This window comes from Marinobacterium marisflavi, assembly GCF_982447095.1.
This window is the reverse complement of sequence record NZ_OZ457898.1, coordinates 639,341-661,886: the sequence shown is the minus strand read 5'-3', so window position 1 is coordinate 661,886 and position 22,546 is coordinate 639,341. Positions and strand designations below refer to the sequence as shown.

Sequence of the window (22,546 nt, the reverse complement as noted above, 5' to 3'; positions counted from 1 at the left end):
CTGAGTAACAATCAGGCACGCAGTTTGAAGCGCTGTATTTTACCTGTCGCAGTCTTTGGCAGATCCTCTACAAACTCAAACCAACGAGGGTATTTGTGTGGTGCCAGATTCGCCTTAACGAAATCCTTGAGCTGCGCGCGCAGTGCATCATCACCGCTAACACCCTGCTGCAGCACGATAAACGCCTTAGGTTTGATCAGCTCATTTTCATCAGCTGCACCGACAACCGCTGCCTCAAGCACGGCTTCGTGTTTGATAAGAGTCGCCTCGACCTCAGCAGGTGACACATAGATGCCGCTCACTTTGAGCATGTCATCAGAGCGACCTGCATAGACGTAGTAACCCTGTTCGTTCACCAGGTACTTATCGCCGCTGAAAGTCCACTCACCGCGGAAGGTCGCGACCGACTTAAGACGGTTATTCCAGTACATGATTGCGCTGCTTGGGCCTTTGATAATCAGGTCACCGATCTCTCCCTGAGGGACCTCGTTACCCTCAGCATCAATCAACTTCACTTCATAGCCCGGTACTGGCTTACCGGTAGTGCCCGGCGCCACATCATCGAGTCGGTTAGATAGGAAGATGTGCAGCATCTCAGTAGAACCGATGCCATCGATAATTTCGGTACCAAAGGCTTCACGCCAACGGGTCTGTAGCTCTTCTGGCAGCGCTTCACCCGCGGAGGTACCGACACGCACCGCAAGTTGTTCTTTATACGGCTTGTTAGGCGCCGCCAACATGCCCGCGTACAAAGTTGGTACACCGCAGAATACGGTTGGCTGATGATCCACCAAGCGCTTATAGACAGCATCGGGTGTGGGACGCTCTGCCATCAATATGGTGGTCGCACCCACAGCAATTGGGAAGCTCAGTCCATTACCCAAACCGTAGGCAAAGAACAGTTTAGCGGCAGAAAAGATCACATCCTTATCGGACATCTCCAAGACCTGCGTACCGAAAAGTTCAGCTGTCTGAATGATGCTCGATTGAATGTGCACAGTGCCTTTCGGAGCACCGGTGGAGCCCGACGAGTAGAGCCAAAAACAGGGGTCATCACAGGTGGTATCAGCCCCCACAAACGCGCGATCACCGCCCTGCTCTAACTCTGCCACCGTGAGATCGGCGCCATCACGCTCGCTGCCTGCTACAACAATCGTCTCAAGCGATGGGATTTCGTTGCGCAGCTCTAAAAACATCTCCAGATGCGTTGGCGATACCACAGCCACTTTGGCGCGGCTATCGCTGAGCATGTAGGCGTAGTCTTTCGGCGTCAGCAGTGTATTGGCGGCCACCGGAACTACACCTGCTTTGATCGAGCCGAGGAAAGCCACTGGCCAATCGATGCAGTCGAGCACACAGAGGAAAAGTCGCTGCTCCTGCTGCAGACCCAGGCTGTTGAGCCTGGAGCCAAACGCGCTCGAACGCGCGTCGAGCTGCGCATAGGTGATGCTACCTTGGTCGTCGATGTATGCGGTTTTATCTCCACGCCCCGCCTCGAGGTTGCGACCCATAAGGTCACGCGCGGCGTTGTACTGACGTGGAATGGTGATCTGAGGAGGCACGACGCTGTGATCAGCGCTGCTTAGATTCTGGTTCATCTCTCGTGTCCTATTTATTGTTATATAGGTCGTTACTTTCTATGTAATTCTTAAGACTGAGTAATTCTAAGGGGTTCGATTCTTACTCTGTTCGTTTGTTCTGTGTGCACGCCCTAGCGGGTGAATTTAATCTCTCCGTTGGGCAGGAAATAGATTACGTAGGCCTCTCCACCTGTAACGGTCGGCTTATGCGCACTCTCTGGCGGATAGACCTTCCAACCTTCCGATGTACCGTCAAAGGCTGCGCCTGCAGTCAGAGGCAGCACCAGATCGACTTCGCCTTGAGGATGGGCGTGATGCGGACCGACTACATCTTTCATTAGCACGATATCAACTGAGAAGTTGTTTAGCTCAGCGCTCGGCTTGAACACGCGCCCATACTTAATGCCGCCGGCCTCATACTGACAAACCCACCCCTCAGCAGCCCCCTGCTGACAAAGCGATAGCACCTCTTGATACCAATCACTGCCAGCAGAAAAACTCGCGTTTAGATCCTCGGTTAGTTCAGAACCGATCGCCTTATCGGCTAGCCATTCGGTCACGGGCTGCAGCACTTCATGCAGACGCTCAACGCTCATGTCTCATCCTCAAATAAATTATAATATGATTTATAGTGCGCTTTAGTGATTCATGTCAATGCACAATAGTTCCATCCACTACTTCCCGGTGAAATTCGCCCCGCGCTTCTCTTTAAACGCAGCGATCCCCTCAAGTTTATCTTCAGAGTCCAACAAGCGCGCAAAGGCTTCACGCTCAACCGCAAGCCCCGCGTCCAGCGGAGTGTCAGTTGCCGCTTTGATCGCTTGTTTTATTTCGGTAATCGCCAATGGAGCCTTCTTACAGATCATCTGCGCTAATGCTAAGGCGCGCTCCTCAGTCAGCTCGGGCTCGCACACCTCAGTCACCAACCCAATACTCAATGCCTGCTGTGCGTCAATAAACTCACCGGTGAGGATCCAGCGCATCGCCATCCCTTTACCGGCCAGTGCGGCCAGACGCTGGGTTCCACCGGCACCTGGCAAAATTCCGAGATTGATCTCGGGCTGGCCGAATTGAGCATTGGTGCCAGCTAGGAGGAAGTCGCACAGCATCGCCAACTCATTGCCGCCACCCAAACAGAAACCATTCACGGCACCAATAACCGGTTTATTCAGATTTCGGATTGCTGCCCAGTGCTCATTGCGCGGATCAGTGGCAACCATTGCGCCGGTTTTGCGTTGTAACTCGTCAATATCCGCGCCCGCTGCAAAGGCACGCTGACCACCTGTCAAAACACTCACCTTCACCTCAGGATCAGCATCCGCCTGCACGAGAGCGCCGGCTATCTGGCCGAGCATATCGGTTGAGAGGGCATTAAGCTCACGCGGGCGATTGAAGCGGATCAGAAGTACAGAGCCCTGTGGCTCCAGCAGTAGCGAGGGGAATTGAGCGGCATCGAGACTCATAAAGGACCTTTGTTATTAGTTCTACTCATTGGCGCGAATATGCAATATATTACATCTTTCGATTAAAAAGTACCGGATTGTTGATCTATGCCTATTTACAGACTCGCCGGAGTAACTCCCGTTATACACCCTAGCGCCTACGTCCACCCTACCGCCGTTATTATTGGTGATGTGCATATTGGGCCCAAGTGCTATATCGGCCCTCTAGCGAGCCTACGGGGCGACTTTGGCCCCATCCACTTAGGCGAGGGTGTTAACATCCAGGACTGTGTGGTCGTACACAGTTTTCAGGACATTACTGTTGTCGTTGAAGACTACGGCCACATCGGTCACGGTGCCACACTGCATGGCTGTGTTATTCGTACAGGCGCACTGATCGGCATGGGTGCAACCATTATGGACAAGGCTGAAATTGGCGCACGCTCTTTTGTTGGCGCCCACAGCTTTGTGAAAACCGGCGATCAGATGCCGGCAGAATCGATGATCCTCGGTACTCCTGCAAAAGTGTCTCGCCCGCTAAGCGAGCAAGAGATGACCTGGAAACACTCGGGTACCGAAGCTTATATGGCGCTGGCCGAGATCTCGCTGGAGAGCTGTGTCGAGTGCAGCGCACTGACAGAAGCTGAGCCGAACCGAAAAACCATTCAAGTGGGTAAGAAAGTTAAGCCCAAACAAGATACCGTTTAAGGAAGAGCCAACATGTCGCTAACCACAATTAACGGCCGCGCCGTATCCAAGCTTTGCCTCGGCACCATGACCTGGGGCGAGCAGAATACCGAGGCTGAAGGGCATGAGCAGATCAGCTATGCGCTCGATAACGGCATCAACTTTATGGACTGCGCCGAGATGTATCCGGTACCGCCGGTTGCCGAAACAGCTGGCCGCTCAGAAGAGATCATCGGTAGTTGGCTGGCAAAGAATGGTCGCCGTGAAGATTGGGTAATCGCCACTAAGGCAGCCGGCCCCGGCGCCAGCATGGACTACCTGCGCGGCGGCCCTAAGCATAACCTCGATTACCTAACCCAGGCGGTCGACGACAGTCTGCGCCGTATGCAGACCGAGTACATCGATCTCTACCAACTGCACTGGCCAGAGCGCAGCACCAATATCTTTGGTCAGCTCGGCTACCGTCACCGCGAGAGCGATGACACGCCAATTCAAGAGACACTAGAGGCGCTACAGACGCTAATCAAGAGCGGCAAGATTCGATCAATCGGTCTTTCGAATGAGAACCCCTGGGGCACCATGCGCTACATCGAGTTGGCACGCTCTATGGGTCTACCGAAGATCGAATCGGTACAGAATGTCTACAACCTGCTGAGCCGCGTCTACGAGATCGGTATGGCGGAGATCTCGCACCGCGAGGATGTGGGCCTACTGGCCTACTCGCCTATGGCTTTTGGCGCTCTGAGCGGCAAGTACCGCAATGGTGCCAAACCACCGAAAGCGCGTATCACCCTGTTCGAACGCTTCGCCCGTTACAGCAGCCCACAATCGACTCAGTCGATCGATGCCTACTGCGACCTAGCCGAGAGCTGGGGGATGGATCCAGCGCAGATGGCATTGGCGTGGGTGCGTCAGCAGCCATTTGTGCTCTCTACGATTATTGGCGCGACCACTATGGAACAGCTGAAAGCCAACATCGCATCTCAAGAGATTACGTTGGACAAGGATCAGCTTAAGGCGATCAATAAGATTCATGCCGGTCAGCCTAATCCGGCGCCCTAACAGCATCTGAGGGAGCTAGACACTTGAAGGGCTGGGCAACCTGCCGGTCATCCGGGTCTCGGTGTACTAGTTTAGACGAGCGCACATGGATGTGCGACCGTTTGCAACAGGCACCAGAGGGTCGAGATTGCGTGCTGAGTGTTGACCCTAGTTAGCAAAAGCTAGTTTCAACAGCCTATTGCCGATAGCATTAGATGAAATACATTTTCTGAAAAGAGAATCGCGATGGCCAAATATTATGAGCACCCAACTCAGTATTCTGATGAAGAGTGGCAGGCGCGTGTTCAGCTCGCGGGGGTGTATCGAGCATTTGCGCACCTGAAGTGGGAGGAGCTCATCTACAACCACATCTCTCTGCGCGCACCAGGGGGTGCGGATCACTTTCTGATCAACCCCTTTGGCCTGCACTACTCCGAGATCACGGCATCTAATCTGGTTAAGGTCGATATCGACGGGAATATCATCGGACACTCTGACTGGCCGATTAACCCAGCCGGTTTTACCTTCCACGGCGAGATCCACAAACGCGTTTCTAATGCTCATTGCGTGATGCATGTGCACACCACGCCGACCATGGCGGTTTGCTGTCTGGATGAGGGGTTGAGCTTTACCAACTTCTACTCAGCTCAGCTCTACGGCAAGATCGCTTATCACGACTTCGAGGGGATTACGGTGCATGCCGATGAGGGCGAGCGTATCTTGGCCAGCGCAGGTGACAAGCAATTGTTACTGCTGCGTAACCATGGGCCGGTAGTCATCGGCTCCACCTTGGCGCAGGCGTTCTCATTGATGTGGCTGCTGACGCGTGCCTGCGAAGTGCAACTGGCGACCAGCTCCATGGGCAAAGCGAGGGAGATCCCGGAGCAGGTACTGAATAACTGTGTACGTGATTCGCTCAACTTTAACCCGAAATACGGCGCAGGCGAAGATTCGCTTGCCGCGATGATTCGAATCGTTGAACGCCAGGATCCGAGTTTTAAGCGCTAAACCGAGGAGTGAAGATGAGCGATTCTCAACAGCTTGCCGAAGCCTGTCGCGATGCACTGAAACAGGGAGATGGCCTGATCGATCATCTGGGGATCCAGATAGATGCGGTTTCGCCGGGCACAGCGACACTGAGCATGCAGGTACAAGATTGGATGACCAACGGGCACGGCACCTGTCACGGCGGAATGATCTTCTCGTTGGCGGATAGCGCATTTGCGTTTGCCTGCAACAGTGAGAATGAACCCAACGTTGCAGCGTCTGTGGCTATTGAATACTTGAATGCGGCGCACACTGACGAACGGTTGACCGCTAAGGCGAGTCGCACGGCGCAGCGTGGCCGCACAGGTGTTTATGATATCCAGGTTGAGAACGAAGCGGGTGAACTGATCGCGCTGTTTCGGGGTAAATCACACCGTTTGAATGGAACGATTCTCACTCCTATGTAGGAGCGCTGTACGCGCAGCGTATTGCGCGAAAAGGACAGCTTCTATTTGTCGGCTGCAGCAGGTCGCGAAACAGCGCTTTGCGCTACATCGCTCATTCATTTGCAACGCTAGATGCAATCAAAACGCTGGTAAAAACTGTGATTCGGTCCAGGCATCGGACCCATCGCCGATTCGAGCGAATCCCCTAACCAGCGCTCTGTAGCTGGTGTAAGCCGGTGATAGAGGTTCCTGCAGAGCTGGTGCGCACTATGCCCCGACCAATTTTTCGGAAGCATAGCGTCCGGCAGCGAGGGGTCACGAAGCGCCAACTTGCGATACTCATGGATCATCAGTGTACGAGCCATAAAGGCAGATTGAGGTTCGAGGTTCTCGCGCGACTTGATCTCCTGCCACAGCTTATGAAAAACCTGCACAAAGCTCTGATAGCCCTGCTCAAGCTCTTCGAGATTCCAACCCTGATGGACCAGAGCCTGCATTGCGGGATCTGCCTTCGTGCCTCTGCTTTCGGTTACTGACAAAACGACCCGATTGTCTAAACCCATCTTACGCACTAGCGCTTCGACACTGGCGGATTCAATCGATGGGCTTGCATAGAGCGAGCTGCCAAAAGGGCCGAAACCGAGTAACTGCAGACGCTCTACAATCAGCTTGCGCTCTTCAGTGCTCAACAGATGCAGATTTACCAGCAACCAGCGGCCATCCCAACTGGTCTGGGCACTGCCGTAGACGCGTCGGAAGGCGTCCTCGAATCGCTGATGCCCGGAGTCGCTCAGTTGGTAGTAACTGCGCCGCCCCACCTTTTCGCTAGTCAACCAACCATCTTTAGCCAAGCGGAAGATCGATGTACGAACCAGACGCTCGTTTATGCCAAAGGGTTCAAAGAGCTTAATCAGACTGCCAAGCCAAACCGAACTCGAGCGCGGTTCCAGTGCATCACCCCAGACACTGATAATGAGCGAAGAAGCACGCAGCGGCGTCTGCTGCTGAAAGTGTTCTAAGAGCGATGCCAGGCTGGCGGGTTGATACATTAACTAACCTTAGTTGATCTTGATGGAGTCCAGTAAGAGTAGGGCTAGAGCAAAAGTGATACAAGATTTATTGTTTTTGAGATTGAATTGTATCTATTTTTAAGCCAATCTTGATTGATCGATTAGATAATTATAAAAACCGGAGCTCAGAGCGATGGCCTTTGAACACATTCTATTCTCGGTCGAGGAGGGTATTGCCCGAATCAGTCTTAACCGACCCGAGACGCTCAACTCATTCCACAAGGCGATGCACCTTGAGATGTACCAGGCACTCGAACAGGTTAGCCAGGATTCAAGCGTGCGCGTGTTGCTTCTCAGCGGCGAGGGGCGCGGCTTCTGCGCTGGACAAGATCTTTCCGATCCACTGGTAAAACCGGCCGATCCCATGCCAGATCTGGCGCCCGTTATCGAGCGTTTCTACAACCCCATGCTGGAGAAGCTCAGCAACCTACCTATGCCAACCATCTGTGCTGTAAACGGCATAGCGGCAGGTGCCGGCGCGAACATTCCGCTCGCTTGTGATTTTGTTATCGCGGCACGTTCGGCCAAGTTTATTCAGGCGTTCTGTAAGATCGGGCTGATACCTGACTCGGGTGGAACCTGGTTCCTGCCGCGTTTGGTCGGCATGGCGCGCGCTAAACAGCTGGCGATGCTTGGCGAACCTTTGAGCGCCGAGAAAGCTCTAGAATGGGGCATGATCTACTCAGTGGTTGATGATGAGGAACTGCAGGCAGAGGCGACCAAACTGGCGACTCATTTTGCTAACCAACCTACTCTAGGTTTAGCCTTGACCAAACAGGCGCTTGCAGCTAGCCAGACTAACGATCTGAGTGCGCAGCTTGAACTGGAGAAGCAGTTACAGAGTCAGGCCGGCGCTTCAGCTGATTATCGCGAAGGTGTTATGGCCTTTATAGAGAAACGTCCTGCGCAGTTTAGTGGCAAGTAGTTGAGGAGAGTGATGATGAACAAATTAAACGAATTCCGTCCTGACCGCCTTGATCCACTAGAGACTGCATCGGTTGATCAGCTACGCGCCACGCAGCTGTTACGTCTGCAGTGGAGCGTGCAGCACGCTTATGACAACGTACCGATGTACAAACAGCGCTTCGATGAAAAAGGTGTACACCCCAGTGATATCAAACAACTAAGCGATATCGCAAAGCTGCCATTTACCTACAAGAGTGATCTGCGTGATAACTACCCCTACGGTATGTTTGCAACGCCGATGAATCAGATTGTTCGTCTACACGCCTCAAGCGGAACCACCGGGCAACCAACCGTTGTCGGCTACACCCAGAACGATATCGACACTTGGGCCGAATTGATGGCGCGCTCGATTCGCGCTGCCGGCGGCAAACCGGGTGACAAAGTCCATGTCTCTTACGGTTACGGCCTCTTTACTGGCGGCTTGGGCGCACACTATGGTGCCGAACGCCTCGGTTGTACGGTAATCCCCATGTCCGGCGGACAGACAGAGAAACAGGTGCGCCTCATTCATGATTTCGATCCGGATATCATCATGGTCACCCCATCCTACATGCTTAATATCGCGGATGAGATGGAGCGCCAGGGCGTTGATCCACACAGACTGAAACTGCGACTGGGGATCTTTGGCGCCGAGCCTTGGACCAACGACCTGCGTCAGTCGATTGAGCGTCGACTCGATATTCGCGCGACTGACATCTATGGCCTGTCAGAAATTATGGGACCAGGCGTGGCGCAGGAGTGCGGCGAAACTCAGGACGGCCCAACCGTCTGGGAGGATCACTTCTACCCCGAGATCATTAACCCTGAAACCGGCGAGCCTGTCGCGGACGGTGAGATGGGTGAGCTGGTGTTCACCACACTCACAAAAGAGGGCCTACCAATGATCCGCTACCGCACGCGCGACCTGACTCGATTACTACCGGGTACAGCTCGCCCGATGCGCCGTATTGATAAGATCACGGGCCGAAGCGATGACATGATGATTATCCGTGGGGTTAACGTCTTCCCGACGCAGATTGAGGAAGAGGTGGTTAAGATCCCGCAGTTCTCAGAGAACTACGAGATTCACCTGACGCGCGAAGGCAACCTCGACAATATGAACGTACATGTGGAGTTGCGCCCGGATGGGGCTAACCTCAGCACCGCAGAGCAGCAAGAGCTGGTCAGCCAGCTTAAACACCATGTGAAATCTTCAGTGGGTATTAGCGTAGCCGTCACCCTGCGCGACCAAGGCACCATCGCCCGCTCTGAGGGTAAGGCAAAACGCGTCTGGGACGAGAGAAACAGCTAACTCCCGTGACCCAGCAAGCCTGATCAAACTGTGATGCAGATTTTTCAGGCTATTTTTTCGATTCAATATGATACAAAACTTACTAATTAAAGTTACTTTAGGTATCATAAATGCAGTTTAATCAGGAGAGCCGACTGATGTATGCACAGATGGTAGAGACCGGTAGCAAGGGTGTTCGTGACCTGGAGTCGATGTCCGAGCAGGAGCGCGCCTTCCAAGAGCGCATTGACGCGGATATCAAAATTGAGCCGAAAAACTGGATGCCCGAAGCGTATCGCAAGACACTGATTCGCCAGATCTCACAACATGCCCACTCAGAGATTGTTGGTATGCTGCCCGAAGGAAACTGGGTGACACGTGCGCCGACACTCAAGCGCAAGCTGCAGTTGATGGCGAAGATTCAGGACGAAGCTGGCCACGGCCTCTACCTCTACTCTGCGATGGAGACACTCGGTGCCGATCGCGATGAAGAGGTGCAGAGAATGCACGAGGGTAAGGCGAAGTACTCCAGTATCTTCAACTACCCAACACTGAACTGGGCCGATATGGGTACCATAGGCTGGTTGGTTGATGGAGCGGCTATCGTCAACCAGGTCCCACTGCAACGCACCTCTTACGGCCCCTATGCACGCGCGATGATCCGTGTCTGTAAAGAGGAGAGTTTCCATCAACGCCAGGGTTACGAAATCCTGCTGCATATGATGACGCATGGTAATGATGCGCAGAAGGCAATGGTGCAGGACTCCATCAACCGTTTCTGGTGGCCCGTGCTGATGATGTTCGGCCCGTCTGATGCCAACTCGCCTAACTCGGCGCAGTCGATGGCGTGGAAGATTAAACGCCACTCCAATGATGAACTACGTCAGCGCTTTATCGACCAGACGATTCCTCAACTGAAGATTCTTGGCTGTACCGTCCCAGACCCAGACCTTAAGTACAACGAAGAGACAGGTCACTGGGAGTTTGGTGAGATCGATTGGAGTGAGTTCTACGAAGTGCTCAAAGGCAATGGTCCGTGTAACAGAGAACGCGTCGCTCAGCGCAAAAAGGCGATCGATGAAGGCGCCTGGGTGCGCGAGGCGGCAATCGCTCACGCGAAGAAAAAACAACAACGTAACGCTGCGTAACCAGCAGGAGAGTATCGATGGCTGACTGGACCCTTTTTGAAGTATTTGTGCGCAGCAAACACGGCCTTAACCACAAGCATGTCGGCAGTGTACATGCTGCTGATGCTGAGATGGCGATCGAAAATGCGCGCGACCTCTACACCCGCCGCAGCGAAGGCGTGAGTATCTGGGTGGTTCCATCTACCGCGATTACCGCCACAGCTAGCGATGAGAAAGAGGCACTGTTCGATGCCGCTGATGACAAGGTCTATCGTCATGCCAGCTTCTACGAACTGCCTGACGAAGTCGGACACATGTAAGGCGAATCCGATGCAGAGATATGATGATTTAACCGAACTCCTGCTCCAGCTGGGTGATAGCGCCATGGTGCAGGCCCAGCGCCTGTGTGAACTGGTCGGCGGTGCGCCAGCCCTCGAAGAGGAAGTTGCGCTGATGAACGTTGGCCTCGACCTCGTCGGGCAGGCCCGTAACTGGTTGGAGTACGCTGCCGAGCGTATCAACGATGGCCGCACGGCTGATGACCTGGTATTCCACCGTGATCAATCAGATTACCGTAACCTGCTGATGGTAGAGCAACCCAACGGTGATTTTGGTGTCACGATGGCGAAGCAGTTCCTGTTTGATAGTTGGCACTACGCCATGTTGCAGTCACTCAGCAACTCCAGCGACGAGCGCATGGCGGCTGTCGCGGCTAAATCCCTCAAAGAGGTGACCTACCACCTGCGCCGTTCAAGCGAGTGGGTAAAACGGCTGGGGGATGGAACGGACGAGAGCCATATCCGCATGCAGGCCGCCATAGATAAGGTGTGGCACTACACTTTTGAGTTCGCGATGCCGGCTGAGTATCTAGCGCAACTCGAGGCAGACAGGGTTGTTCCCGATGCCAGTAGCCTGCATCAACGCTGGATCGGTACGGTTACTCCGGTTTTGAGCGAGGCGACTTTAAATCAGCCCGAGCCTGCCGCGCGCAACTATCTGAGCGGCAAAGACGGTCTACACAGCGAAAGCCTTGGTTACATTCTGGCCGAGATGCAATTCCTGCCGCGGGCTTACCCCGATGCCAACTGGTGATCTAATCGCCAGCGACCAGCCAGCCGCAGATACACTAGCGATCGAGCGCGCTTGGCAAGTGTTAGACGAGGTTATGGATCCAGAAGTACCCGTGATCAGTCTGACTGATCTGGGCATCGTCCGTGAGATCGAGTGGCGTGCAGGCCAGCTTCGTGTGGTACTCACACCCACCTACTCCGGCTGCCCAGCGACCGAACATATCGAGCAGAGTGCCAAAAACGCTCTGACCGGAGCAGGTTTTGAGGCGGTACAGATAGAGCAGCAACTCGCGCCCGCCTGGACCACCGACTGGATTACTGAGCGCGGCCGCGAGCGCCTTAAAGCCTACGGCATTGCCCCACCAGTCGGCAGTGCCGCCAAGCCAAGCTTCGACAAGATTATTGAGTGCCCGCTATGTGGCAGCAGCAACACTAAAGAGATTACCGAATTCGGCTCTACTGCCTGCAAAGCGCTCTATCAATGCAACGACTGCCTTGAACCCTTCGACTACTTCAAGTGCATATAACGAGGTTTATCGCGAATGAGTCACTTCCACAGTTTGAGCATCGCCGACCGCCGTCAGGAGACACGCGATTCAGTATCTCTCGCGTTCTCAATTCCTGACGCTCTGCGCGACAACTACCGTTTTCATCAGGGGCAAAACCTGACCCTGAAAGCGCAGATCAACGGTGAAGAGGTGCGTCGTTCCTACTCAATCTGCAGCGGGGTTGATGAGGGTGAGTTGCGTGTGGCGATCAAACGCGTTGCCGGCGGCCTCTTCTCCAACTTCGCAAATGATCAACTGCAAATTGGCGATACCATTGAGGTGATGGAGCCAACCGGGCACTTCTATATCGATATTGATCCGCAGCGCCAGGGTAGCTATCTAATGGTTGCAGCAGGTAGCGGCATCACCCCAATCCTGTCGCAGGTGAAGACCATTCTGACGCAGGAACCGAAATCGAACATCACCCTTCTATACGGCAACCGCGCGACCGGTTCGACCATGTTCCGTGATCAGCTTGAGGATCTGAAAAACGCCTACATGGGGCGCCTTAATCTGATCTTCGTCTTCAGCCGCGAACAGCAGGATATCGATCTCTACAACGGTCATATTGATGCGCAAAAGTGTCAGGCACTGTTTAGCCGCTGGATTGATGTTAAAGGGCTAACTGCGGCCTTTATCTGCGGCCCCCAGCAGATGACTGAGACGGTCAGTGAAGAGCTTATTAAAGCGGGCACACCCAGAGAACGCGTGCATTTTGAGCTGTTTGGCGCACAGATAGACGGCGCTAAACAGGCGGCCCGTGCTGAAGCGGCCCAGCGCGAAACACATATCTCAGAGATTGAGGTGATTCGTGATGGCCATCGCCGGACCTTTGAACTGGCGCAAAATAGCCAGAACCTGCTGGATGCTGGTAACGAACACGGTGCTGAATTGCCCTTCTCGTGCAAAGCGGGCGTCTGCTCAACCTGTAAATGCAAGGTAATCGAGGGTGAGGTAGATATGGATGTCAGCATCGGCCTCGAGGACTACGAGGTAAAAGCCGGGTATGTCCTCTCCTGCCAGTCCTACCCTATTTCCGATCGCGTTGTACTGGACTTCGACGAGATCTAACAGACAGCCTGATGTACGCAGCCTATTCACTCAGCCTTTTCAAAATAACGACAAAAGAGAGCTAAAAACCATGTCATCGACCCCAACACTGCAGAGCTTCATTGCCGGCGAGTGGATCGGATCTAGTACCAAGCAGCCACTCAACAGCGCGATCACCGGCGAAACGGTCTACTACACCCATGAGGAGAGCCTCGATTTTGGCCAAGCTGTGGATTTTGCCAAGAGCACTGGCCACAAATCCCTGCTGCAGATGGATTTTCAATCGCGCGCCTCGACGTTGCGCGCGCTCGGCAAGTACCTAGTCGAACATAAAGAGACACTCTACGCGATATCGGCTCATACAGGCGCAACACGTGCCGATAGCTGGATCGATATAGAGGGAGGTACGGCGACGCTGTTTGCCTACGCCAGTATGGGGCGTAATCAGCTGCCATCAGGCAACCTGATCCACGAAGGCCCCGCAACCCAACTTGGAAAAATTGGTCAGTTCTTCGGCTCGCATGTACTGGTCCCGCGCCAGGGTGTGGCGGTGCATATCAATGCGTTTAACTTCCCGATCTGGGGCATGCTGGAGAAGTTTGCACCCAACTTTATTGCAGGGATGCCGTGTATCGTAAAACCAGCCGCCCAAACCAGTTACCTCACTGAGGCGTGCGTGCGATTGATGCAGCAGTCAGGTCTACTGCCTGAGGGCGCACTTCAACTCGTGATCGGCGGTACAGGCGACCTGCTCAACCGGCTTGAAGGCCAGGATATTGTTACCTTTACAGGCTCGGCCATCACAGCCGCAATGTTGCGTGCTAATCAGAACCTGATTAATCACTCGATCCCCTTTAATGCCGAGGCGGATTCACTTAACTGTGCGATGCTGGCACCTGATGTAAAACCAGAGGACCCCGAGTTTGATCTCTTCGTTAAAGAGGTTGCGCGCGAGATGACCGTTAAAGCGGGACAGAAATGTACCGCGATCCGTCGCATCCTAGTACCGGAGAATCTGATCGATCCTGTAAGTGAACGCTTACAAGCACGACTAGCCAAGACGACTGTTGGCAACCCTGCGGACGAATCCGTACGCATGGGCGCCCTAGCCTCTGCTGATCAGTGCGCTGATGTTTCACAGAAGCTAGAGCAACTTAAACAGAGCAGTGAAGTTGTCTTTGGTCGCGGTGCAGACTGCGCTCCAGAAGGTGTAGACGCGGCCGCTTTCTTCGAACCGACATTACTACTCAACACTAACCCTCAAGCCGAGGGTGGCGCACATGATATCGAGCCATTCGGACCAGTCAGTACTTTGATGCCCTATCGCGATACCGCAGAGGCGCTGGAGCTTGCAGCCCGTGGCAAGGGCTCACTGGTCACAACGCTGGTAACACGCGATCCACAAATCGCAGCTCAGGTGGTGCCGGCGATAGCCGTATGGCACGGACGTGTGCATATCCTCGATGAGCGCTCCGCCAAAGAGTCGACCGGTCACGGCTCACCCCTACCGATGCTTAAGCATGGCGGTCCAGGGCGTGCGGGTGGCGGCGAAGAGCTCGGCGGTATCAGCGGCGTGAAGCATTATATGCAACGCAGCGCAATTCAAGGCTCACCGACCATGCTCAGCGCAGTGACCAACGAGTATATTCGTGGCGCGGATCGAGTCGAGAACCCGATTCACCCCTTCCGCTTTAACTTCAATGAGCTGCAGATTGGACAGACCCTGCTGACCCACCGCCGCACTGTGACTGAGGCTGATATCGTCAACTTTGGTTGCCTCTCGGGCGATCACTTCTATATGCACTTTGATGAGGATGCCGCGCGCGACTCAATGTTTGAGAAGCGTATCGCGCATGGCTATTTCGTGCTGTCTGCAGCAGCCGGTCTGTTTGTGGACCCGGGCGTTGGTCCTGTACTGGCGAACTACGGCCTGGATACCCTGCGTTTTGTTAACCCAGTAGGGATTGGCGATACCATTCAGGCGCGCCTGACCTGTAAAACGAAGATTGATCAGGGCAAGACAACACCCAAAGGCGATCCGGTTGGTGTTGTCAGTTGGGATGTTGAGGTAACTAACCAGAATGGTGAGCTTGTCGCCAGCTACGATATTTTAACGCTCGTGCAGAAGGCGGGCTAAGACAAAGGTCTAGAACCAAAGATAATTAGTTGTACTTCACAACAATGTTGTAGTACAACAGTACCACTGTCAGATAAGCTGACGTGAATAACAATTACAAAGCACCAGTGAAGTAGTAACGCAGTGAAGACACCGGAATTAAAACCCTTCGCTACTCTGAAGGTTGAGATTGCACCGCCACAAGAGATCGGTGCTGCGCAATTCGGCACTCGCCGAGTGATTCCCATTATCGGTGGCACCGTGGTTGGTGACGGCTGGCAAGGACGCGTATTGGCTGGCGGAGCTGATTATCAGCGTATCGTTACACCTCGCCTAGCTGAACTCGATGCTCGCTACGTGCTCGAAACGGACGAAGGTGAAACCATCTTTGTTGCCAATCGCGCACTGCGTGCAGCCAGTGAGGAGGTAACCGCCAACATCATGGCTGGTGTACCGGTCGACCCCGACCAAGTCTATTTCAAATGCACCCCTATTTTTGAAACCTCAGCGGAACGCTTTCAATGGATTACCGAGCGCCTGTTTATCGGCACCGGCATCCGTCGTCCTGACTGCGTTGAGCTGATGTTTTTTGAAGTGCTTTAACTGTTTGATGAGATATCTGAGGAGAGCTCAACGTGACCAGAGCTGAGTGGTTGGACCAACATTACCCGGAACCTGGCCCGTTGCGATGGATCGCTTTTGGTCTAGAAATGGTGGCTGCGGCCGGACTCTTCTTCTTGATGATCCTGACTGTTGCCGATGTTGGTGGGCGTTATCTATTCAACAATGGTGTTGATGGCGCTTTTGAGATCACCCAGTTGGGGCTGGCCATTATTATTTTCGCCGAGATGCCCGTCGTTACCTGGCGTGGCGGTCACATTCTCGTTGACCTACTCGACAATATCCTCGGCCCCAAACTGGTTCGCCTGCTATCAATGTTTGCCGCGCTCGCGATCTCAACTTCTTTTTACGTAGTCGGTGTTCGCATCTGGCAACTCGGCGCTCGTAAGCTGCGTCGCGGCGAAGTGACCGAGTATCTCGAGCTGCCGGTCGGCTACCTCATCGAGTATATCGCCATCATGAGTTGGTTCACTGCCTTGGGCATGATCACGTATGGCATGTACCGCATCATCAAGTCAGCGAAATAAGGAGCAGATAACATGGAAGCTGTCGTTATTGGTTTTGCTCTTCTAATTTTCCTGATTCTTGTCGTGCGTATGCCGATTGCCTTTGCTATGGCAATTGTCGGATTTTTTGGCTTTGCGATTCTGCAGGGCCTCACGTTTGAAAACATGTTCGACTTCCGCTGGAAAGCCTCGCTAACACTGGCATCGAACCGTGTTATTGAGACGGCGCAGGAGTACGGGCTATCAGTGGTACCGCTGTTTATCCTGATGGGTAACTTCGTAACGCGATCCGGCCTATCTCACGAGCTCTACAACGCTGCTTATACCTTCCTCGGCCATCGTCGCGGCGGTCTGGCGATGTCGACCGTTGTGGCCTGTGGTGGTTTCTCAGCCATCTGTGGCTCGAGCCTCGCAACCTCAGCAACAATGGCCAAAGTTGCGCTGCCACCGATGCGTAAATTTGGCTATGCAGACTCTTTAGCAACCGCTTCAATTGCTGCCGGTGGCACCTTAGGTATCCTCATTCCCCCTTCAGTCATTCTCGTTATTTATGGCCTTCTGACTGAAACCAGTATCCGCGAGCTGTTTGCCGCCGGCTTCATTCCGGGTCTCTTGGGCATCATCCTCTATATGGCTGCCGTGCGCTGGGTCGTTATGCGCAACCCTAAATCAGGCCCCGCTGGCGAACGTTCGACCTGGGCAGCGCGCATCAGCGCACTCAAAGGCATTTGGGGTGTACTGCTGCTATTCACTATTGTAATGGGTGGTATCTATCTGGGTGTATTCACACCGACAGAAGCGGCTGGTATCGGTGCAGCAGGGGCCTTCGTTATCGCTCTTGGTCGTAAAAAGCTGACACTGGTCTCAACTTACGAAGTACTCTCTGACACAGCGCGCACCTCCACCATGCTATTCGGTGTCATCATCGGTGCGCTGATCTTCTCGGACTTCATTAACCGCGCGGGCCTACCAACCTTCCTGTTGGAATTTGTGCAGTCACTCGATGTCTCCCCGATGGTCGTTATCTTGGTGATTCTAGGGATCTACATCCTGCTGGGCATGGTGTTTGAGAGCCTATCGATGCTGCTGTTGACCGTACCTGTGCTCTACCCTCTGGTGGACAGCCTCGGTTTTGACCTTGTCTGGTACGGCATTGTGGTTGTGGTTGTCACCGAGATCAGCCTGATTACACCACCTGTGGGCATGAACGTCTTTGTATTGAGCGCCGTGCTGCGAGATGTACGCACCGGTACCATCTTTAAAGGTGTAACTCCCTTCTGGTGTGCGGATATTGTTCGCTTGGCGCTAATTGTCGCCTTTGTACCGATCACTCTATTTTTGCCGGAGCTGCTCTATCGCTAGCGGGTTCGACTAAGGTGCAGTGGAAGTGACTCGTCGAATCCCTTCTACTGCTTGATTGACTATAAAAATAACTCCACGAGGAACATAGAAAATGACTAACCTGAAATTGAAAGTTCTTGGCGCTGCTGTTGGTGCTGCAATCTCTTTCAACGCGATGGCCGAAACAACCATGCGTGTTGCAACCTGGCTGCCGCCGACTCACCCGCAGAACTCTGTTGCTATGCCTGCTTTCGCAAAAGCAGTTGAAGAGGCGACTGAGGGTCGCGTTAAAGTTGTGATCGAGAACTTCCAGGGTCACCCAAAAACTATCTACTCTTCAGTTGAAGATGGCATCATTGACGCTTCATGGGGCGTAAACGCTTACACTCCGGGCCGCTTTTCACTGACTGGTGTTGCAGAGATCCCTGGCGAAACAACAAATGCCGAAACTGCTTCAGTTGCACTGTGGAAAGTTCAGCAGGAGTTCTTTGCAGACGCGAACGAGTACGAAGGTCTGGAACTGCTGGGTATGTGGGTACACGCTCCAGGTGTAATGCACACTAAATTCCCTGTAAACAGCCTGGACGATCTGAAGGGCAAGAAGATCCGTCTTGGCGGTGGTATGGTCAATGACCTCGCTGCGCGTCTAGAAGTCACTCCAGTGGGCGGCTCAGCACCCAGCTCATACGAAAAACTGCAGCAGGGTGTTGTTGATGGTACCTTCCTGCCAATCGGTGAGCACAAGTTCTTCAAACTCTCTGAAGTGGCTAACCACCTAACAGTATTCCCAACAGCGCTGTACACCACTGTATTCAGTTTCGTTGCGAACCCAGAGTTTATGGAAGATCTGGATCCTGCAGATGCAGCAGCTATCCGGGCAGCGATGGGCGAAAACCTATCTCGCACCCAGGGTAAAATCTGGCAGGATATGGACGCTATCGGTATGACTCATGCCAAAGAAGTTGGTACCAACATCCACATGGTTGATGTTTACGAGAAGCTCGCTGTTGACATGAAGAACACTATGAAAGGTCTGGACAAAACCTGGGTTGAGTCTGTCGCTGATCGTGGTGTAGATGCTGAAGCAGCACTAGCAGCCTTCCGTAGCTACCAGTAATCTCTTTGAGATTAAGCGGCACCCCTGCTTTGACAGGCGTGCCGCTTTTTTATGCTTCTCCTATTAAGCTATCGCTATGTGACAGGTGATCCTTATGGCAATGAACTCAAATTCTGAACAAGCACTTCTAGCAGGGATGATCGAGAACGCTCAAACGAATGTGCCGGTCACAGCCACACCACTCTCCCGGCTGCTCGATTACGTTATTTTGAGCGCAGAGAAAGGTCGCGTAGAGATGGCATTGACACTCAGCGAGCAGTTCACGCAGGGAAACGGTGTGATACAGGGCGGCGCTGCAACCATGGCACTAGACACGGGCCTCGCCTATGCCGCGCTATCCTCACTTGAAGCCGGACAGACGGTGATCACTGTGAATATGCAGACGCAGTTCTACCGTCCGGTCTACCCTGGCAGACAGCGAGTGCGGGCTTGGATTGATAAACCTGGCCGCAACCTACTCTTTTGTATTGCTGAACTGATTGACGACGAAGATCGAGTGCTGGCGCGGGCGGAATCCCCACTCTTAGTCACAGAATTGAATTAGGGTACGAGTGTTGTACGCAAAGCGTATTAGGCGACCAAAAAAGGGCCGCTACCTAGTACAGTAGCGGCCCTTTTTTACGGGTTCAGCACTCACTCAAGCACTCTGCTTGAGCTCCTCCTCGTCCTGATAGCTATCGATCGACGGACAAGAACAGACGAAGTTACGATCACCGTAGACGTTATCAACGCGGTTTACCGTAGGCCAATACTTCGCATCCAAACGCACGCCAGCCGGCGCAACGGCTACTTCGCGACTGTATGGACGATTCCACTCAGCCAATAGATCAGACTGGGTGTGCGGAGCATTCACCAGAGGGTTGTTTTCCAGCGGCCAGATTCCCTGCTCTACCTGCGCGATCTCAGCACGGATGCTAATCATAGCGTCACAGAAACGATCAAGTTCCGCGAGAGACTCAGACTCAGTCGGCTCAATCATCAGTGTGCCCGGTACAGGGAACGACATCGTTGGCGCATGGAAACCGTAATCCATCAAGCGCTTAGCCACATCCTCTTCAGAGATTCCGCTCGCCTCTTTTAGATCACGAATATCGATAATACATTCGTGCGCAACGCGTCCTGCATGCCCGCGATAGAGAACTGGGAAGTGCTCTTGTAGACGGTTGGCGATGTAGTTAGCTGACAGAATTGCAGTCTCCGTTGAGCGACGCAAACCCTCTTGGCCGAGCATACGATTGTAGAGCCAGCTGATTGGCAAAATCGCAGCTGAGCCATAGGTGGCTGCAGATACTGCACCGTTCTCAGCTGCGAGACCTGCAATCGGACTCACCTTATGGTTTGGCAGATGCGGCGCGAGGTGCGCTTTAACACCGATAGGCCCCATACCTGGGCCACCACCACCGTGCGGAATGGCAAAAGTCTTGTGCAAATTCAGGTGAGAGACATCACCACCCACATCACCTGGCTTAGCCAGTCCAACCATCGCATTCATATTGGCACCGTCGATGTAGACCTGGCCACCACGCTCGTGAATAAGGCCACAGATCTCGCGGATCTGTTCTTCGAATACACCATGCGTCGATGGGTAGGTCACCATCAGACAGGAGAGTTCGGCGGCATGCTTATCCGCTTTTGCTCGCAGATCTTCAACGTCAACGTTACCCTGCTCGTCACAACCCACGACGACGATACGCATCCCCATCATTGAAGCGGTAGCAGGGTTAGTGCCATGTGCCGAAGAAGGAATCAAACAGACATCACGCGCGCCCTCGCCGATAGAGGCCTGGTACTTACGAATAGCCAACAGTCCAGCGTACTCACCAGAAGCGCCCGAGTTAGGCTGCATCGAAACCGCATCGTAGCCGGTAATCTCGACCAGCTGATCCTGTAGCTGACCGATCATCGTCAGGTATCCCTGCACCTGATCACGCGGCGCGAACGGGTGAATATTGGCGAACTCTGGCCAGGTGACTGGAATCATCTCAGTCGTCGCATTGAGCTTCATCGTACATGAGCCCAACGGAATCATACCGTGCACCAGCGAGTAGTCTTTGTTTTCGAGACGCTTCATGTACCGCAGCATCTCGGTCTCACTCTGATATGAGTTGAATGTTGGATGCGTCAAAATCGCATCAGTGCGACGCTGATCCGCCTGAATTCCAGTCGCAGCGCCAGCTTGGATTTCGGCATCAATGGCGGAAAGATCTAAACCATTTGGCGTGCCGGCAAAGATTGTCAGTAGCTCATCGACATCCGCCAGTGTGGTGGTCTCGTCCAGGGTGACGCCGAGTGTCTCACCGTCAATCCATCGCAGGTTACAGCCCGCTTCCAGCGCCCGATCATAAGCCGCCTGAGTCATTGAACCGGTCTGCACCTGCAGCGTATCGAAGTAACTATCGTTGCTCTTGATGCTCAACGCCTTCAGACCTTTAGCCAAAATAGCAGTCAAGCGGTGAACGCGTTCAGCGATGCGACGAAGACCTTCAGGACCGTGATAGACGGCGTAAAAGCTTGCCATATTGGCCAACAGTGCCTGCGCGGTACAGATATTGGACGTAGCCTTGTCACGGCGGATGTGCTGCTCACGCGTCTGCATCGCCATACGCAGCGCCTGTTTACCTTGTGAATCTACCGATACACCGATGATACGACCCGGTACTGAGCGTTTTAGCTTTTCACTGGCAGCAAAGAAGGCAGCGTGCGGACCACCAAAGCCCATCGGCACACCAAAACGCTGCGAAGAGCCCAGCACGACATCAGCGCCCAGCGAACCGGGTGACTTCAGAAGCACAAGCGCCATAGGATCAGCGGCGACACAGGTCATTGCATGCTGGGCTTTAGCCGCAGCAATGACTGACTCTAAATCGGTAATATTGCCGTAGGTGCCTGGGTACTGAACCAGCGCACCGAACACATCATGATCCGCGAGTTCATTAGCTTTGCCGATAATTAAAGTGAAGCCAAAATACTCCGCACGGGTGCGCAACACATCAATTGTCTGTGGATGCACATCGTCAGCGACGAAGAAGTTGTCGCTCTTCTTACGATTTGAACGCTTGCACAGAGTCATCGCCTCGGCAGCAGCCGTAGCCTCATCCAATAGCGATGCGTTCGCCAGATCCATTCCGGTCAGGTCCATCACCAGTTGCTGGAAGTTCAGCAGTGATTCAAGACGACCCTGAGAGATCTCTGGCTGGTAGGGAGTGTAGGCCGTGTACCAACCTGGGTTTTCAAGAACGTTACGCAGAATGACAGAGGGTACCAACGTATTGGTGTAGCCCATACCGATGTAGCTTTTGTTGACCTTGTTCTGTTTGGCCAAGGCTTTGAGCTCTTCCAGAGCCGCTTGCTCCGTAACTGACACACCGGTTGCTAGAGGCGTCGCCTGGCGGATCGCCGCTGGCAATGTCTGGGCCATCAACCCTTCAACGGAGTCGACACCCAGTGATTCGAGCATAGTCGCTTCGGCAGAGGCGTCTACACCGATATGGCGAGCGATAAATTCCTCGCCATTTACTAACTGTTCGATAGAGAGAGACTGTTCACTCATGATAACTACTC

22 protein-coding genes are annotated in these 22,546 nt (G+C 53.6%); 17 read left to right on the top strand and 5 right to left on the bottom strand.

The annotated features are described in order from the left end of the window. Positions 1-11: 11 nt before the first annotated feature. From AC1WNR_RS03165 to AC1WNR_RS03155, 3 genes are all read right to left on the bottom strand, one after another. Positions 12-1,598 (bottom strand): benzoate-CoA ligase family protein, encoded by a 1,587-nt coding sequence (locus AC1WNR_RS03165; protein WP_481643090.1) that lies wholly within the window; start codon positions 1,596-1,598, stop codon positions 12-14. Between the two features lie 113 nt (positions 1,599-1,711). Beyond that, positions 1,712-2,176, bottom strand: a complete 465-nt coding sequence (locus AC1WNR_RS03160; RefSeq protein WP_481643089.1) for a 4-hydroxylaminobenzoate lyase — start codon at positions 2,174-2,176, stop codon at positions 1,712-1,714. Between the two features lie 78 nt (positions 2,177-2,254). After that, positions 2,255-3,043: an enoyl-CoA hydratase-related protein gene (locus AC1WNR_RS03155; RefSeq protein ID WP_481643088.1), complete on the bottom strand. Its 789-nt coding sequence runs from the start codon at positions 3,041-3,043 to the stop codon at positions 2,255-2,257. An 87-nt stretch (positions 3,044-3,130) separates the two neighbouring features. Between AC1WNR_RS03155 and AC1WNR_RS03150 the strand changes: the two genes are divergently transcribed. From AC1WNR_RS03150 to paaI, 4 genes are all read left to right on the top strand, one after another. Continuing rightward, on the top strand, positions 3,131-3,730 hold the full coding sequence (locus AC1WNR_RS03150) for an acyltransferase (protein WP_481643087.1): 600 nt from the start codon (positions 3,131-3,133) through the stop codon (positions 3,728-3,730). Positions 3,731-3,742: 12 nt separating this feature from the next. Beyond that, the gene (locus AC1WNR_RS03145; protein ID WP_481643086.1) at positions 3,743-4,771 is read left to right on the top strand and encodes an NADP(H)-dependent aldo-keto reductase; all 1,029 of its coding nucleotides are present in this window, start codon (positions 3,743-3,745) and stop codon (positions 4,769-4,771) included. A 225-nt stretch (positions 4,772-4,996) separates the two neighbouring features. Beyond that, positions 4,997-5,758, top strand: coding sequence for a class II aldolase/adducin family protein (locus AC1WNR_RS03140; RefSeq protein ID WP_481643085.1), 762 nt, complete (start codon positions 4,997-4,999; stop codon positions 5,756-5,758). 14 nt (positions 5,759-5,772) lie between these two features. Beyond that, positions 5,773-6,204, top strand: a complete 432-nt coding sequence (gene paaI / locus AC1WNR_RS03135) for a hydroxyphenylacetyl-CoA thioesterase PaaI (RefSeq protein ID WP_481643084.1) — start codon at positions 5,773-5,775, stop codon at positions 6,202-6,204. A gap of 107 nt (positions 6,205-6,311) precedes the next feature. Here the strand turns inward: paaI and paaX are convergent, their stop codons facing one another. Beyond that, a complete protein-coding gene (gene paaX, locus AC1WNR_RS03130) occupies positions 6,312-7,232 on the bottom strand; it encodes a phenylacetic acid degradation operon negative regulatory protein PaaX (protein WP_481643083.1) in 921 nt (306 codons plus the stop codon). 154 nt (positions 7,233-7,386) lie between these two features. Here paaX and paaG point away from each other — a divergent pair, with 154 nt between their 5' ends. The 13 genes from paaG to AC1WNR_RS03065 all read left to right on the top strand — a co-directional run bounded on the left by paaG (position 7,387) and on the right by AC1WNR_RS03065 (position 19,529). Beyond that, entirely contained in the window at positions 7,387-8,178 is a 792-nt protein-coding gene (gene paaG, locus AC1WNR_RS03125; protein ID WP_481643082.1) for a 2-(1,2-epoxy-1,2-dihydrophenyl)acetyl-CoA isomerase PaaG, read from the top strand. Positions 8,179-8,193: 15 nt separating this feature from the next. Next, the gene (paaK, locus tag AC1WNR_RS03120) at positions 8,194-9,510 is read left to right on the top strand and encodes a phenylacetate--CoA ligase PaaK (protein WP_481643081.1); all 1,317 of its coding nucleotides are present in this window, start codon (positions 8,194-8,196) and stop codon (positions 9,508-9,510) included. Between the two features lie 137 nt (positions 9,511-9,647). Beyond that, positions 9,648-10,637 carry a 1,2-phenylacetyl-CoA epoxidase subunit PaaA gene (gene paaA / locus AC1WNR_RS03115; protein ID WP_481645354.1) on the top strand — a complete coding sequence of 330 codons (990 nt, stop codon included), beginning with the start codon at positions 9,648-9,650 and terminating at the stop codon, positions 10,635-10,637. A gap of 17 nt (positions 10,638-10,654) precedes the next feature. Continuing rightward, a complete protein-coding gene (gene paaB / locus AC1WNR_RS03110; protein WP_481643080.1) occupies positions 10,655-10,936 on the top strand; it encodes a 1,2-phenylacetyl-CoA epoxidase subunit PaaB in 282 nt (93 codons plus the stop codon). 10 nt (positions 10,937-10,946) lie between these two features. Further along, positions 10,947-11,708 (top strand): 1,2-phenylacetyl-CoA epoxidase subunit PaaC, encoded by a 762-nt coding sequence (paaC, locus tag AC1WNR_RS03105; RefSeq protein ID WP_481643079.1) that lies wholly within the window; start codon positions 10,947-10,949, stop codon positions 11,706-11,708. Next, positions 11,695-12,213, top strand: coding sequence for a 1,2-phenylacetyl-CoA epoxidase subunit PaaD (gene paaD, locus AC1WNR_RS03100; RefSeq protein WP_481643078.1), 519 nt, complete (start codon positions 11,695-11,697; stop codon positions 12,211-12,213). The genes paaC and paaD overlap by 14 nt, the downstream gene beginning before the upstream one ends. Positions 12,214-12,228: 15 nt before the next feature. Further along, entirely contained in the window at positions 12,229-13,305 is a 1,077-nt protein-coding gene (gene paaE / locus AC1WNR_RS03095; protein ID WP_481643077.1) for a 1,2-phenylacetyl-CoA epoxidase subunit PaaE, read from the top strand. A 70-nt stretch (positions 13,306-13,375) separates the two neighbouring features. Beyond that, positions 13,376-15,421, top strand: coding sequence for a phenylacetic acid degradation bifunctional protein PaaZ (gene paaZ / locus AC1WNR_RS03090; protein ID WP_481643076.1), 2,046 nt, complete (start codon positions 13,376-13,378; stop codon positions 15,419-15,421). A gap of 123 nt (positions 15,422-15,544) precedes the next feature. Then, entirely contained in the window at positions 15,545-16,003 is a 459-nt protein-coding gene (locus AC1WNR_RS03085) for a DUF3237 domain-containing protein (RefSeq protein WP_481643075.1), read from the top strand. Between the two features lie 32 nt (positions 16,004-16,035). Continuing rightward, positions 16,036-16,548, top strand: coding sequence for a TRAP transporter small permease (locus tag AC1WNR_RS03080; RefSeq protein ID WP_481643074.1), 513 nt, complete (start codon positions 16,036-16,038; stop codon positions 16,546-16,548). A 12-nt stretch (positions 16,549-16,560) separates the two neighbouring features. Then, positions 16,561-17,889, top strand: coding sequence for a TRAP transporter large permease (locus AC1WNR_RS03075; RefSeq protein WP_481643073.1), 1,329 nt, complete (start codon positions 16,561-16,563; stop codon positions 17,887-17,889). Between the two features lie 91 nt (positions 17,890-17,980). Beyond that, positions 17,981-18,985 (top strand): TRAP transporter substrate-binding protein, encoded by a 1,005-nt coding sequence (locus AC1WNR_RS03070; protein ID WP_481643072.1) that lies wholly within the window; start codon positions 17,981-17,983, stop codon positions 18,983-18,985. 94 nt (positions 18,986-19,079) lie between these two features. Further along, a complete protein-coding gene (locus AC1WNR_RS03065; protein WP_481643071.1) occupies positions 19,080-19,529 on the top strand; it encodes a PaaI family thioesterase in 450 nt (149 codons plus the stop codon). Between the two features lie 93 nt (positions 19,530-19,622). Here AC1WNR_RS03065 and gcvP read toward each other — a convergent pair whose 3' ends face one another. Beyond that, on the bottom strand, positions 19,623-22,535 hold the full coding sequence (gene gcvP, locus AC1WNR_RS03060) for an aminomethyl-transferring glycine dehydrogenase (RefSeq protein WP_481643070.1): 2,913 nt from the start codon (positions 22,533-22,535) through the stop codon (positions 19,623-19,625). Positions 22,536-22,546 lie beyond the last annotated feature (11 nt).